Source organism: bacterium SCSIO 12643, from assembly GCA_024398135.1.
Lineage (GTDB): Bacteria > Bacteroidota > Bacteroidia > Flavobacteriales_G > Salibacteraceae > CAJXZP01.
The window spans coordinates 2406390-2420782 of sequence record CP073750.1; the positions used below are offsets into that span (position 1 = coordinate 2406390).

At 35.6% G+C, this 14393-nt stretch carries 13 protein-coding genes; 11 read left to right on the forward strand and 2 right to left on the reverse strand.

The features are described 5' to 3' along the window. Positions 1-30: 30 nt before the first annotated feature. From KFE94_10250 to murI, 5 genes are read left to right on the forward strand one after another with little or no spacing between them, the layout of a single operon-like run. Positions 31-768 carry an isoprenyl transferase gene (locus tag KFE94_10250; GenBank protein UTW65061.1) on the forward strand — a complete coding sequence of 246 codons (738 nt, stop codon included), beginning with the start codon at positions 31-33 and terminating at the stop codon, positions 766-768. Beyond that, entirely contained in the window at positions 713-3403 is a 2691-nt protein-coding gene (locus tag KFE94_10255) for an outer membrane protein assembly factor BamA (protein UTW65062.1), read from the forward strand. The genes KFE94_10250 and KFE94_10255 overlap by 56 nt, the downstream gene beginning before the upstream one ends. 11 nt (positions 3404-3414) lie before the next feature. Further along, the gene (locus KFE94_10260; GenBank protein ID UTW65063.1) at positions 3415-3936 is read left to right on the forward strand and encodes an OmpH family outer membrane protein; all 522 of its coding nucleotides are present in this window, start codon (positions 3415-3417) and stop codon (positions 3934-3936) included. Between the two features lie 45 nt (positions 3937-3981). Continuing rightward, on the forward strand, positions 3982-4491 hold the full coding sequence (locus tag KFE94_10265) for an OmpH family outer membrane protein (GenBank protein UTW65064.1): 510 nt from the start codon (positions 3982-3984) through the stop codon (positions 4489-4491). 31 nt (positions 4492-4522) lie between these two features. Then, a complete protein-coding gene (murI, locus tag KFE94_10270; GenBank protein UTW65065.1) occupies positions 4523-5332 on the forward strand; it encodes a glutamate racemase in 810 nt (269 codons plus the stop codon). Here murI and KFE94_10275 read toward each other — a convergent pair. Beyond that, complete coding sequence (locus tag KFE94_10275; GenBank protein ID UTW65066.1) at positions 5281-5823, reverse strand: gamma carbonic anhydrase family protein; 543 nt, start codon at positions 5821-5823, stop codon at positions 5281-5283. The genes murI and KFE94_10275 overlap by 52 nt on opposite strands. 126 nt (positions 5824-5949) lie before the next feature. On the opposite strand from KFE94_10275, the gene KFE94_10280 reads away from it, so the two are divergent. From KFE94_10280 to KFE94_10305, 6 genes are all read left to right on the forward strand, one after another. Next, positions 5950-6552: a NifU family protein gene (locus KFE94_10280; protein UTW65067.1), complete on the forward strand. Its 603-nt coding sequence runs from the start codon at positions 5950-5952 to the stop codon at positions 6550-6552. A 34-nt stretch (positions 6553-6586) separates the two neighbouring features. Then, a complete protein-coding gene (locus KFE94_10285) occupies positions 6587-7003 on the forward strand; it encodes a hypothetical protein (GenBank protein UTW65068.1) in 417 nt (138 codons plus the stop codon). A 410-nt stretch (positions 7004-7413) separates the two neighbouring features. Beyond that, complete coding sequence (dnaG, locus tag KFE94_10290) at positions 7414-9378, forward strand: DNA primase (protein UTW65069.1); 1965 nt, start codon at positions 7414-7416, stop codon at positions 9376-9378. Between the two features lie 146 nt (positions 9379-9524). Continuing rightward, the gene (locus KFE94_10295; protein ID UTW65070.1) at positions 9525-10094 is read left to right on the forward strand and encodes an RNA polymerase sigma factor; all 570 of its coding nucleotides are present in this window, start codon (positions 9525-9527) and stop codon (positions 10092-10094) included. After that, positions 10091-11413, forward strand: coding sequence for a PorT family protein (locus tag KFE94_10300; protein ID UTW65071.1), 1323 nt, complete (start codon positions 10091-10093; stop codon positions 11411-11413). Before KFE94_10295 ends, KFE94_10300 begins: the two co-directional genes overlap by 4 nt. A 59-nt stretch (positions 11414-11472) precedes the next feature. Then, positions 11473-12597 (forward strand): PKD domain-containing protein, encoded by a 1125-nt coding sequence (locus KFE94_10305; GenBank protein ID UTW65072.1) that lies wholly within the window; start codon positions 11473-11475, stop codon positions 12595-12597. Here KFE94_10305 and recJ read toward each other — a convergent pair. Next, on the reverse strand, positions 12587-14326 hold the full coding sequence (recJ, locus tag KFE94_10310; protein UTW65073.1) for a single-stranded-DNA-specific exonuclease RecJ: 1740 nt from the start codon (positions 14324-14326) through the stop codon (positions 12587-12589). The two genes, KFE94_10305 and recJ, sit on opposite strands and share 11 nt — an antisense overlap. Between the last annotated feature and the right edge of the window lie 67 nt (positions 14327-14393).

Below are 14393 nucleotides of genomic sequence, written 5' to 3' on the forward strand. Positions count from 1 at the left end.
AAATTGCAAATTTGCAATCTATTCTGATTTATGGGAGAAAAACGTCATAAGAAGATATCTGAAGTACCATCACATATAGCTGTAATTATGGATGGTAATGGGCGTTGGGCTAAGGAAAAAGGTAAAGCCAGAATTTTTGGTCATAAAAATGCACTTACTGCTGTTCGAGAAACTATTGAAGGGGCAGCGGAAGCAGGTGTGGATTACTTGACCTTATACGCTTTTTCTTCAGAAAATTGGAATAGACCAAAACTAGAAGTAGCAGCTTTAATGGAGCTGTTGGTGTCCTCGATAAGAAAAGAGTTAGTTACCTTAAATGAGAATGATATTAGGTTATTGGCTATTGGGGATATTAGCGCTTTACCTAAAAAGGGGCAGAAGGAGTTGAAAGGTGCAATGGAAAGCACCAAGAATAATAAAAGAATGACATTGATTCTGGCTTTGAGTTATGGAGCTAGAGCAGAGATATTAGAAGCTGCGAAAAGAATCGCTACCGATGTTAAAAATGGTGAAATAAGTGTAGCTGATATTGATGAGAATAGATTTGAACAATATCTTGCCACCGATTCTATACCAGATCCCGATTTGTTAATACGAACAAGTGGTGAAACCAGAATTAGTAATTTCTTACTTTGGCAGATTGCATATTCTGAATTATTATTTGTCCAAAAGTATTGGCCGGATTTTAGGAAAGAGGATTTAAACAAAGCGATTGAAGTATATCAAAAAAGAGAACGTAGATTTGGGAAAACGAGTGAACAGATATAGTTTATTAGGTAGTTTGTTTTTTCTTATCTTATGGGTTTCACCTTATATTCTTAAGGGGCAAATCAGCAATGCAAATAATTCCAGTATTGAAATTGATTACTCGACCCCTAAAAAATACGTGTTAGGAGGTATCGCTATTACCGGAACAAAAGTATTAGATCCTAATGCATTGGTGCTATTAACGGGTTTGACTGTAGGTTCCGAAATTAATATTCCGGGAGATAAGGTTTCTGGTGCAATCAAAAATTTATGGAAGCAAGGACTTTTCTCAGATATTTCTATTTCTGTTCAACGTGTAGTTGGGAATAAAATCTATTTGGAGTTCGCGATCACTGAGCAACCGAGACTTTCACGGTTCAAACTGAATGGCGTTTCAAAAGGTGAAGCGGATGATATTCGTGAGGATATTAACTTATATAGAGAAAGAATTGTTACTAATAATCTAATTGTATCTACTAAGGCTAAGATTAGAAGGTTTTACGTAGATAAAGGTTTTTATCATGCTAAAGTAGATATAGTCCAAAAGAACGATACTTTATTCCCGAATCATCAGATGATGATTATCAACGTGGAAAAGAATAGTAAGGTGAAAATTGAGGACATTGTATTTCATGGAAATACGCAGTTTTCGGATGTGAAATTGGAACGTTCATTTAAAGAAACGAAAGAAAAAAATAGATTGCGTCCTCTTGAAGATTTTGATGTTTTACTTGGGGATTTGGCAAAAGCAGTTTGGAAACAGAAAAGTGATACCATTATGCCGATGTTGGTCGGACACTTTTCGAATAAAATTAAGCCAAGAGTATTCAAGAAATCTAAGTTTATAAGATCGCAATACGATAGTGACAAGCTGTTGTTAATTCAAAAATATAAGGAAGCAGGTTATAGAGATATTAAGGTTGTTACGGATACAATTACGTCACTTGGTGATGAAGATTTACAAATTGATGTATATATAGAAGAAGGGAATCAATATTTCTTTAGAGATATTAAGTGGTTAGGGAATGAAAAATATACGTCAGAACAACTTACAAAGATTCTGGGGATAAAGAAGGGTGACATATACAACACCGCATTATTGGAGCAAAGGTTGTTTATGAATCCATCAGGATTGGATGTGAGTTCACAATATATGGATGATGGATATTTATTCTTCCAGGTGACTCCGACTGAAATAAGTGTGGTAGATGATTCAATTGACATTGAAATAAAAATCTATGAAGGTGCACAGGCAAGAATTAATAAAATATTTATTACTGGAAACACAAAGACCAGTGAGCATGTAATTCGTAGAGAAATCAGAACAAAACCCGGAGATTTATTTAGTCGTTCTGACATCATGAGAACACAGCGTGAACTATCTATTTTAGGGTTTCTGGATCCGGAAAAGATGAATGTGATTCCAAAGCCTAACCCGGTAGATGGAACGGTTGATATTGAATATGTCGTAGGAGAAAAACCCTCAGATCAAATCGAGCTATCTGGTGGTTACGGTGGTTTTTCTTTAATTGGTACATTAGGGCTGACTTTTAATAATTTTTCTACAAAGAATTTCTTTAATAAAAAAGCATGGACACCGTTACCTTCAGGAGATGGGCAAAGGTTGAGTTTAAGAGGGCAAACAAGTGGGCCGATTTATAACTCCATTAACTTTTCTTTTACAGAACCATGGTTAGGAGGTAAGAAGCCAAATTCATTTACATTTTCAACTTATTACACACATCAGGCGCAAGGTTCTCGAACAGCAATCGATAGTGAAACCGGGGCAGTTGTGGATAACCCATTATACAGATCTATGGGGACCTATGGAATTACGATTGGGTTAGGAAAAAGATTAAAATGGCCTGATGATCATTTTCAATATTATCAAGCGATTTCATACCAGTATTATGATGTGAATAATTGGCCAGCGTTTCAGGGGTTTTCTAAGGGATATGCAAACAATATTTTTTATAGAGGAGTTTTAACACGAAGCTCATTGGACGATTTGAATTTCCCAAAATCTGGATCTAAGATTACATTATCAGGACAGTTTACCCCACCATATTCGTGGTTTAACAATAAGGATTATGCAAACTTAAGTACGGAGGAAAAATTCAAATTTGTAGAATACAACAAATGGAAGTTTACAGCGGCCTGGTATAATAATTTCGTAGATAAGTTTGTAATCTATGCTAAAGTTGGATTTGGAGGTTTATTTACATACACCCCGGAAGTAGGAACAGCGCCATTTGAAAGGTTTTATTTAGGAGGATCAGGATTGTCAGGTTTCCAGTTGGACGCCAGAGAGGTAATTGCGCTACGTGGATATGATGATTTATCGTTGTCTCCAACAACGGGGGCGCCATTTGTAACCAAGTATACTGCTGAAGTGAGATACCCTTTTTCTACGAATCCGAGTGCTATGGTTTACGGGTTAGTTTTTGCTGAAATGGGAAATACTTTTAATAATCTAGAAACGTTTAACCCTTTTAATAATTATAGATCCGCTGGTGTCGGAGTTAAAGTGTTTTTACCTATGTTTGGTCTGTTAGGGCTTGACTGGGGATATCGTTTAGATGATGTTCCTGGAAGAGCGAATATGCAACGATCTCAAGTTCACTTTTCCATCGGTGCGAATCTTGGAGAACTTTAAAATTTAAGATTATGTTAAAAAACTTCCTAATTATCGTAATGCTATTTGCGGCACCTTCTTTGTTTGCTCAGCGTTATGCTTATGTTGACTCAAAATATATTCTTGAGAATATGGATGAGTACAAAGAAGCACAGTTAGAGATAGATGCTATGAGTAAAAGGTGGCAGGAAACCATTGAAGCTAAAATGGCTGAATTGGATAGAATGCGAAGAGCTTATGAGGCAGAAAAGATTTTATTGACAGATGAATTAAAAAAGCAAAGAGAACAAGAGATAAAAGATAAGGAACAGGAAATTAGAGATTATCAGAGGGCAAAGTTTGGCGTGAATGGAGAGTTGTTTAAAAAGCGTCAGGAATTAATTCAGCCTTTGCAAGATGATATTTTTAATGCCATTAAGGAATTAGCAAAAGAAAGGAGTTACGCATTGATTTTTGATAAAGGGACAAATACGAATATACTATTTGCAGATCCCAAGTATGATAAAAGTGATGTGATACTCAAAAAATTAGGATATTCGGCTGGCGATAAATAATATTGCAGCCCTTAGGTTTAAAAGAGATAACAAATAACTAGAATAATGAGAAAGATTTTATTAGCCGTAGCAATTGTTTTAAGTGTTGTAAGCGTTTCATTTGCGCAGTCCACTAATAAATTTGGACATATTAACTCGCAAGAATTGATGAGTTTAATGCCGGAAAGCCAAACGATTCGTACGGAGTTGGAAGCTTATGCTAAACAATTGGAAACACAAATGCAGGCGATGGCCACAGAATATCAGTCTAAAATGACAGAATATCAAACCAATGAGGCAACTTGGTCTGCATTAATAAAAGATTCTAAGGCAAAAGAAATCGCTGATTTGGAACGTAGAATTACTGAGTTCCAACAAAATGCGCAACAAGATCTTTCAGCTAAAGAGCAAAGCTTAATTGAGCCGGTAATTAAAAAAGCGCAGGATGCTATTGATGCTGTAGCTAAAGCTAATGGGTATACTTATGTGTTTGATACAAGTGTTGGCTCAGTAATTGTTTACCCTGAAGGAGACGATATAATGGCCTTGGTCAAAAAGCATTTAGGAATTCAATAAAAAACTAAGCATCCTTTTGGATGCTTTTTTTATGTCTAATAAACAAGCAATAGGTTTTTTTGATAGTGGTGTTGGAGGTTTAACCATCTGGAATGAGGTGGTGAAGATTTTACCTTACGAAAACACCATTTATATTGCGGATAGCAGAAATGCCCCGTATGGGACTAAGTCTCAAAAAGAGATACAGGATTTAAGTATTTCCAATGCCGAAAAACTTATTGATTTAGGTGCAAAATTAATTGTTGTCGCATGTAATACAGCAACAACGCAATCCATTGATGTGTTACGTAATAGGTTTGATATTCCGTTTATTGGGATTGAACCAGCCATTAAGCCAGCAGCCCAGTTGTCTAAAACAAGAACAATAGGGGTCTTAGCCACTCATGGAACATTGGAAAGCGAACATTTCCACAGGACAAAAGATAGGTTCACATCAGATGTTAATGTGTATACACAAGTTGGAGAGGGACTAGTTGATGCGATTGAAAGAGGGTATTTAAATACGGATTATTTAGACGTTATTTTAAGAAGGCATTTAGATGTGTTAAATGAAAAACCAATGGATTATTTGGTTTTGGGATGTACTCATTACCCTTTGTTAATTCCAAGCATAAAAAGAATTTTGGGAGATGGCATAAAGATCATCGACTCAGGTGAGGCGGTCGCTAAACAAACCGAAAAGGTATTACGTGAACAAAACTTAATTAGTGAAGTAGAAAGTTTAGGAAAGCATCAATTATATACCACCGGAGAGATTCCTATTTTGAAAACCATAACATCAGAACTGGGTTATGATGACAATCCGGAGATTTGTTTCTCTTCTTTATACCAGTCGGAATAGAACAGATAGTTATTTGCAATTCGTTCAATTTCTCCTTGCAAAAGCGCTTCACTTAGGTCTTTAACTTTTTTAGCAGGAACCCCTGCCCATACTGTTCCAGAAGGGATATGAGTTCCTTGCAATACAACCGCTCCAGCAGCTATAATTACATTGCTTTCGATAACAACATCGTCCATCACAATTGCGCCCATTCCCACTAATACATTTGATTTGATATGGCAACCATGAATTAACGTATTGTGCCCCACTGAAACATTGTCTTCAAGAACGGTAGGTGATTTTTGATAAGTGCAATGTAGAACAGCTCCATCTTGAATATTAACCTTATTACCTATTTCGATGGAGTTGACATCCCCTCGAATGACGGCATTAAACCAAATGCTACAATCATCACCTGTTTTAACATCACCAATTATTGTTGCGTTTTCAGAGAGATAAACATTTTTTCCAAATTGAGGGGTTTTGTTTCGTACCGTCTTGATAAGTGCCATGCTTCGTTTTTTTAAAGGAAGGCAAAGGTATATTATACTTAATTATGAATGAATTAATATCTCAAATAAGGAATCACTAAAAGTAACATGGATAAATAAGCTAATTTTGCGGCTTAAAATTAGAACATGAAAACACCAATATCGATATATGCAGAGATGACACCAAATCCAAAAGCAATGAAGTTTGTTGCGAATATGCCTTTGTTGGAGGATGGTGTGTTTGAATATGAATCGGCAAATGATGCGACAAACTCACCGTTGGCAAAGGTGTTGTTTACATTTCCTTTTGTACAATCAGTAATGATCTCTTTTAATTTTGTAACCATAACAATTGTTCCGAGTCTGGAGTGGGATGATGTTGTGATGGAGGTCAGAGAATATCTTACAAATTATTTGCAAGCGGGTCAACCAATAATGGATGAAAATGTAGTGGTAGAGGTTGAGGAAAAAGTAGTGGAAAAAGAAGCGGAATTTACACCCTTACCTAAGCCAGGGGAAGTACGTGATATTGATAAGAAGATTAAGCATATTTTGAGAGAGTATGTGAGTCCGGCTGTTGAAAATGATGGAGGAGCAATTAGTTTTGAATCATTTGAAGATGGTGAATTAAAAGTGAAATTAAGTGGAGCCTGTAATGGGTGTCCTTCTTCAAATCAAACATTACAATATGGAATACAGAATATTTTCGAAAAACTATTACCTCAGGTTAAGAAAGTTTCTTCAGTATAATTCAGGGAATCTTGCCTTGATAATTATTCTACTTTTGGTAGGAAGCTGCACCGAAAAAAAGAAAGAAAGTGCGGTTGTAGTTCCAAAAAATGTCTCACGAAAAGTTTTAGAATTCCATAAAAATGGGAAGCCCAAAGTGGTAGAATTGTATTCTTCAGAAAATGGGAAAAAGGTGATTGTGGGATTGGAAGAATTATATGAAGAAGGACAGATCAAAATAAAGGGTGATTATAATGAGAAATACCAAAGACAAGGTGTTTGGAAGTCCTATTATATGGATGGTACCGAATGGAGTATCGGAGTTTATGAGAATGGGGTAGAAAATGGAGAGAAGAAAGTTTGGTATCCAAATGGGAAATTAAGATATCAGGGAGAAATCAAAAATGGGAAACCGGTAGGTACCTGGACATTTTGGGATGATCAAGGAGTAAAAACAGAAAAAGAGTATTAGAAATAAAAAAAGGTTCGCTCCCCAGCGAACCTTTTATATGAGTAGTTATTTTGTAACTACTGCACTACCACCACTCTACGTGTTTCGTTTGTTGGTGCGAGACCAACCAGTTTGTTTACGGTAGTGCATGTACTACATTTTTTTGCAGTTAAGACTAAAATTATTTTTTCAAATAATCCTAAACCGTAAAGTGGTTAGTGTAAATTTTAGTAAGTGTGTTTTGTTTACGGAACAATATTAAGGCAAAATCTTCTTGTGAGAAAACTTTAAAACTGATATTGGGATTAAAAATAGCCAAAAATATTGTTTTCTAAACAGGTTGACAAAATAGTTAAAATTTAGCGATTGAATTATATATCAATTGTGATTTGAAATAAGGAATACAACAATTCAATTGTATTTTTGAGCTTGTGATAAAGAAAGAAACCATAGATAGGATTTTTGAAGCAGCCAGGATTGAAGAAGTGATTGGCGAATTCGTCAATCTAAAACGATCTGGAGCTAGTTACAAAGGGTTGAGTCCGTTTGCAGAAGAACGTACCCCTTCGTTTATGGTTTCTCCTTCGAAGCAAATATTTAAAGATTTTAGTTCTGGTAAAGGGGGGAGTGTGGTTACCTTCCTGATGGAGCATGAACAAATGTCTTATCCGGAGGCGCTTCGATATTTAGCTGAAAAATATAATATCGAGATTGAAGAGACGGAATCTTCTCCGGAACAGGAAGAAGCTAAAAGTCACAGAGAAAGCCTGTATATTGTTTCTGACTGGGCTCAGAAGTATTTCCAAAATAATTTGCATGAAACCGATGAAGGAAAGGCCATCGGGTTAAGCTATTTTACGGAACGTGGATTTACCAAAGAGACCATAGAAACTTTTCAGTTAGGGTATGCTATAGATCAATTTGATGCAATGGTTAAAGCATCAAAAGAGCAAGGGTTTAATTCTGACTATTTATTAGAATTAGGATTACTTAAGGATAAAGGGAAAGGTCTTTATGATGGATTCAAAGGACGTGTGCTTTTTCCTATCCAAAACCTTTCCGGTAGGACTTTAGGTTTTGGAGGTAGGACTTTAAAGACAGATAAAAAAATCCCAAAATACTTAAACTCACCTGAGTGTGATATTTACCATAAGAGTAAAATAGTTTATGGGATATATCAGGCCAAGAAATACATGGTTAAAGAAGATGTTTGTTTTTTGGTTGAAGGATATACGGATGTTATATCCATGCATCAGGCTGGAGTAAAGAATGTAGTAGCTTCTTCGGGAACTGCATTAACCAGTGAACAAGTACGTTTGATTGGGCGTTATACAAAGAATATTACGATCTTATATGATGCAGACCCTGCAGGAATAAAGGCGTCCTTTAGAGGAATTGATATTATTTTGGCTGAAGGGTTAAATGTTAAAGCTGCATTACTACCGGAAGGTGAGGATCCTGACTCTTTTGCCAAGGCAAGAAAATTAGACGAAATCCAGACGTACTTTGATTCAAATGTCAGAGATTTCATTCTTTTTAAAACACAGTTGTTAAGTGATGAAACGGCTGGAGACCCTTTAAAAAAAGCAGGGCTCATACGAAATATCATTGAGTCAATTTCAATGATACCTGATAGTATTACCAGATCAGTATACACCAAAGAATGTAGTTCTTTACTTGATGTGCCAGAAAAAGCTTTGATTTCTGAATTAAATAAAATTCGGGTTAAAAAGCATAAAGATCAGATAAGAAAAGAAGCGGTAAAAAATGAGCCTCAATTTGATGAGCCACCACCAGAGTTTTTTGACCCGACTTTTAAAAAGGAGGAGAAAGTTGAAAGTACGACCTATCATCAGGAGAAGGATATTGTGAGATTGATGCTCAATTATGGACGAGTGGAGATTGATGTGGATTCTATAGATGAGGAGGATAATGATATTATCATTAAGATGAAGTTGGCTGATTTTGTGGCAGAAGAAATACAAGCTGATGAATTGACCTTTGAAGACGTTGTGCTCCAAAATATTTTTGATACATATTTAGCGCAATTAAGTAATGACGAAAACAAAGACCCTATATTACATTTAACCTCATTGGAAGATGTGGCCGTAAGAGAATTGGTTTCGGACTTAGTATCCGAAAAATATGTACTACATAATTGGCAAAGTCAAAATATTGAAGTGCAAACTGAAGAAAGTAAAATCTTCAGGGCAGTTACGGATGCATTATATGCATTTAAAGCACGGAAGATTAATGTAATTATCCATCAAAAAAGATTGGAACTAAAAGAAATACAAGAAAAAAATGGAGATATTTTAGATGTATTGATGGAGTTGCAAAACCTGGGGGAAATCAAGCGTCAATTGCTTTCACAGCAAGGAATCACGATTTTTTAAATGCCTTTGGAGGGTAGGGCCTCTTTCACTATATTTATCAAAATTTAACGAATCTTTGGATTTACACCAACCTTTTGGTTTCTATATGCGTTTAATTGAGTGTATTATTGTTAATACGGTTATGTTATTTGTATAGTTTAATTTAAATGTTGGTAGATAAGTCCTTATTAGTAGATTGCCAGAACAATGTGAGAAGAGCTCAGTTTGAGTTGTATCGCAAGTGTTACGGTGTTTTAATGGGGATTTGTTTGCGTTACCAAAGGAACAGTGCAGATGCAGAGGAGTTATTAAACATGGGCTTTCTTAAAATCGTAACAAAATTGGATAAATATCATGAAGATATTCCATTTGAAGCGTGGATAAGAAGGATCATGATTAACACAATAATAGACGAATTTAGAAAGAATAAAAAAGCAAAAGCGGCTATTGAGTATACTGACTTTAATGGTGTTCATGAATCAAAATCTGTTTCTTTAAATGAGGCAGATATGTCTTTTGATGCTGAGGAGTTGGAGTTAATGATTCAGAGTTTGCCACCGGTTTCACAGAAAGTGTTTAATATGCACGTGATCGATGGATATAGTCATAAAGAGATAGCTGAGCAAATGGATATTAGTGTTGGGACATCCAAATGGCATGTTTCAAACGCAAGAAAAATACTTAGAGGAATGCTTGAAGAAGCAAAATCTAAAACAAAATATTACACGACCGCATGAATGACGAAAGTTTAGATAAGTTATTTAAAGATGGGCTTTCGGGAAGAGATGTTAATTTTAACATGGATTCTTGGCGAAAGATGGAGGAAATGCTTCCACCTGAGACGAAAGGTGGGTATTTTACTAAGAGCACTGCAGCTATGGTTGTGGGGTTCTTATTTGTTGTAAGCGCATCAGTTTTTGTATGGAGTTGGAATACGTCTGGAGATGATGTTCTGGCTGAGAATATTGTTGAAGTAAACGAGAATACTCCAACAATTTTGGATTCTATTGTGAATGTACCTGGAAAAGAGCATTCGGCAAGTATTGCAAGCGAAGGGGATTTGAGTTCGAGATCTGAAAATGGTCGTGAAGAATCTTTAACTCAAGAAGATGAATTGACGCAAAACGATGCTTTGTTTGGAGAATCAGAAGTAAATGGTCAGAATGTAGTTGCTTCGAATTCTCATAGAAATACGGAGCGTGCTGGAAATTCTGTATCAAATAGAAGTAAAACTAAAACAAATAAAAGAAGTAATAGAAATCTTACGAATTTCAGTGCAACAAGTGCTGAGAATGATGTGAGATTAAGCGAAGAAAAGATTGCTTTTTCTGGCAATGCATTCACTAAAATATCTGGAATAGGAGAATTATCAACGATGTCTCTGGTTCAGGAGGAGGAAGATCAAACATTATTTGTGGATGTTAGTAATGGTAAACTTCCTGTGGCAGATAGAAACGCCATTGGAATCATAGGTGGGGTGTCAGTTAATGAAAGCTTGACTGGAACGTCTAATGGAATATCAGGTAGTGAGTTCTTTGGAGTATCGTATGAGCGATATTTAAATGGCGGATTTAGTTTAAAATCCAATCTGCTGTATGCTTCAAGAAATCAAGTGAATACTGTGAAAACATTTGATGTGAAATCATATGATTTTGGAAGTCGTACTGAGCAAACAACAGTTACTGCCCAAAGATTAATGTACATTGAGTTACCAGTTATGGTGAATTATGGATTCAGAAATCATAATATCATGGCTGGTGGAAGTTTCTCATACTTACTTGGAGGTTTGAATAAAGAATCGACAACATATACTTCATTGACGGAAGATCCTAGATATGAGGATGCTAAGAAATGGGGATATGCTGATGGTTTCAAACCATATGATATTGCATTAGTTGCTGGATATGAATATAACTTTAATTCAAGATTAAACATGGGACTTAGATTAAACTATGGTTTACTTGATATTACAGATGATCAATATTTCGGAACTAAATCATTTGACAATAACGTTCAATTTAGAGTATATCTAACCTATTCACCGTTCCATTTTTAATACGGTAAAACAACATTTCGGGCTCTAAAACGTATATTTGTTAAGTAAAATTTTACTTGATGAGAAGAAGCGCTTTATATATTCTAGGAGTGCTACTCTTTTTCGCGGCATGTAAAAAACCAGGCCCACCGGAAGAGAGCGGTGTACCCTTGTTTTATATTGATGCGACTATAGGAGGGGAAAAAGTAGAATTGAAAGCTGGGGATGACGGTTATTACATGCGCCCGACTTATTTTGATGATACCATAGGAATCAGATCATTTGTTGGAAAATTAGGCAAGTTTAGCTGTGTTAATTCCCAAGTTTGTCCAGAGTCATTTGAGATATTGATTAGAGAAAAAGATGGCGGAAGTAATGGCGGTCATCTAAGTATTGATGAGAATATTAAAGTCGAATCCTACGGATATAGAGGTCCTGCAACACATTTATTTAAAAGTTATAAAGCAACATTTTTTTCAAAAGCAACTCCGCTTGGTATTTCCCACCATTGGGATTTTGGAGATGGGAATTCCAGTACGGATGTAAACCCGGTACATTATTATCTAAATGAATCAGATTCTTTGGTAGAACCGGTTTTAACGGTTCAATCCGGTGCTGGATGTTCGAATTCTATTTCGTATCCGGTTCATTTTAGAAAAGACTGTTTAGTTGACTTTTATCCTTCAAAGGTTGGAGTGACGTTAAATTGGAATGCAGCACCAAAGCAAAATAGAACAGAGTTATGGGATTTAGGTAATGGTTATCTACCTCTAGGTTCCGGAAACCCTATTCCCGGAGATTCGATTTTTAAAGCTTGTGTGCAATCGACTGATGTACTTACAGGTTGTGTCACCTATAAGTGTAAGAATATTGTTATTGATACGCATCTGGTGGGTTGTGTTGCCAATTATGACATGATCAAAGAAACTGTGACTATGGAGGATGTGAGAGATTATCTTGAAGTCACTGTGCGTTGGCGAAATGCTTCCGGTAAATTGTATTCAAGTGATCGATTTGATCAACCCAATGAGAGTGTATTTGATATCGTAGGAGTTGAAGATTATAATTTAAATGATCCTGATGGAAATCCTACTAAAAGAGTGACGTTAACCTTTAAGGTAAGGTTATATGGTGATGATGAAAATGATTATTTAGATTTCGATACGGAAGAAAGTGTTGTTGCGATTTCGTATCCTAAAATTTAATATCCTTTACCATAAGTTGTAAAGTTTCCATGTTATTCCAGTAATTGATATCAATAGAAAATGCGATGTCAAATGATTGTCCGGTAAGTATATGATCTGTGAGATGTCCTAGCCCAAATGCGATCCCCGGAATTTTGATATCCTTGTTTTCGTTAGTAAGTTCCAGTTTTAAATGTGATTTATCTTGACCAACAGCTCTACAATTAGATGTTCCAAATATGCCTTTGGAAACAAATGTAGGAGTCATGTTCATAGGTCCGAAAGGTTCTAACTTATCAATAAATTTCTTTAGTAATTGAGATACTTCTGAAAGCTGAATTTCTACATCGTAATTAATTTCAGGAGTGAATTGTTTTTCGGTCATTTGTTGAGTTACGGTTTCCTCAAACTTGTTTTTAAATCCTGATAATTGAGATTCTTTTAAGGTTAACCCAGCAGCATACTGATGCCCGCCAAATTGTAAAATTTCATTTTGACATTGTTCTAATGCATTATAAACATTAAACCCTTTTACACTTCTGACGGATCCACTTAAAACACCATCTTTGGACTTTGTGATAATCACAGTCGGACGATAATGATGCTCAATAACTCTGGAAGCTACGATACCTATGACACCTTTATGCCAATCTGGATTGTATAAAACAGTAGTGTTTTTTTCGTTGGTAGAACCTTCTTCATGAATGATTTGTAAAGCTTCTTCAGTAGTACGTTGATCTTCTTTTTTTCTTTCGGAATTATAATTAGAGATCTGACTGGAAAAAGAAGAGATTTCCTCAGATGAGTTAGCAAGTAGTAAATCAACCGCAGTCTTCCCAGATGAAATTCTTCCAGCAGCATTGATCCGAGGACCTGCTTGAAAAACCAAATCTGAAATGGTAATTTGCTTACTCTTGCTTTCCAAAATTGAAGCAATATTAGGCTTTGGATGAGTATTAATTAGTTGAAGACCTAAAGAAGCTAAAATTCTATTTTCCCCGGTAATTGGAACGATATCACAAGCAATACTGATCGCAACAAGATCAAGCAGATTTAAAGCTTTTTCAGCATCTATATTTAGTTTTAAAGATAATGCCTGACATAATTTAAATCCAATTCCACAACCGGGAAGCTCTTTATATGGATAAGTACATTCTTTTTGTTTAGGATTTAAAATGGCACATGCATTTGGAGATTCGTCACCAGGAGTATGATGGTCACAAATAATGAAATCGATGTTTTTACTATTTGCGAATGCTACCTGATCAATTGCTTTAATACCACAGTCTAAAGCAATAATCAGACTTATACCTTGTGATTCTGCAGTTTCTATACCCTTAAATGAAATTCCATAACCTTCATTATATCGATCCGGAATGTAATAAGTCAAATGGGGTGTGAAATCTCTTAGAAAAGACATCATTAAAGCAACGGAAGTAGTGCCATCTACATCGTAATCCCCATAAACCATGATTTTTTCTTCAGTATGAATCGCTTTGATGATTCTTGCTACTGCGATATCCATATGGAGCATTGCAAACGGGTCGTGAAGTCGTGAAGTAGAAATATTGTTGAATTCAATGGCTTCTTCAATAGTAGAAATCCCACGTTGCAATAAAAGCTGCGCAAAAATGGAATATGCAGATTCACTTTCTGATGACTTGTTTTTAGCAAAACTGTAGAGTGAATCGAATAGTGCTTGATGTTGGGTTGGAGTGTATTTGGGTTGGTGTTTCCAGATTTTATTCATATCACAAAAGTAAAAAATCAATGTGTATTTCTTTATTTCTGATGAAGCATATGAGAAATTAAAAAAT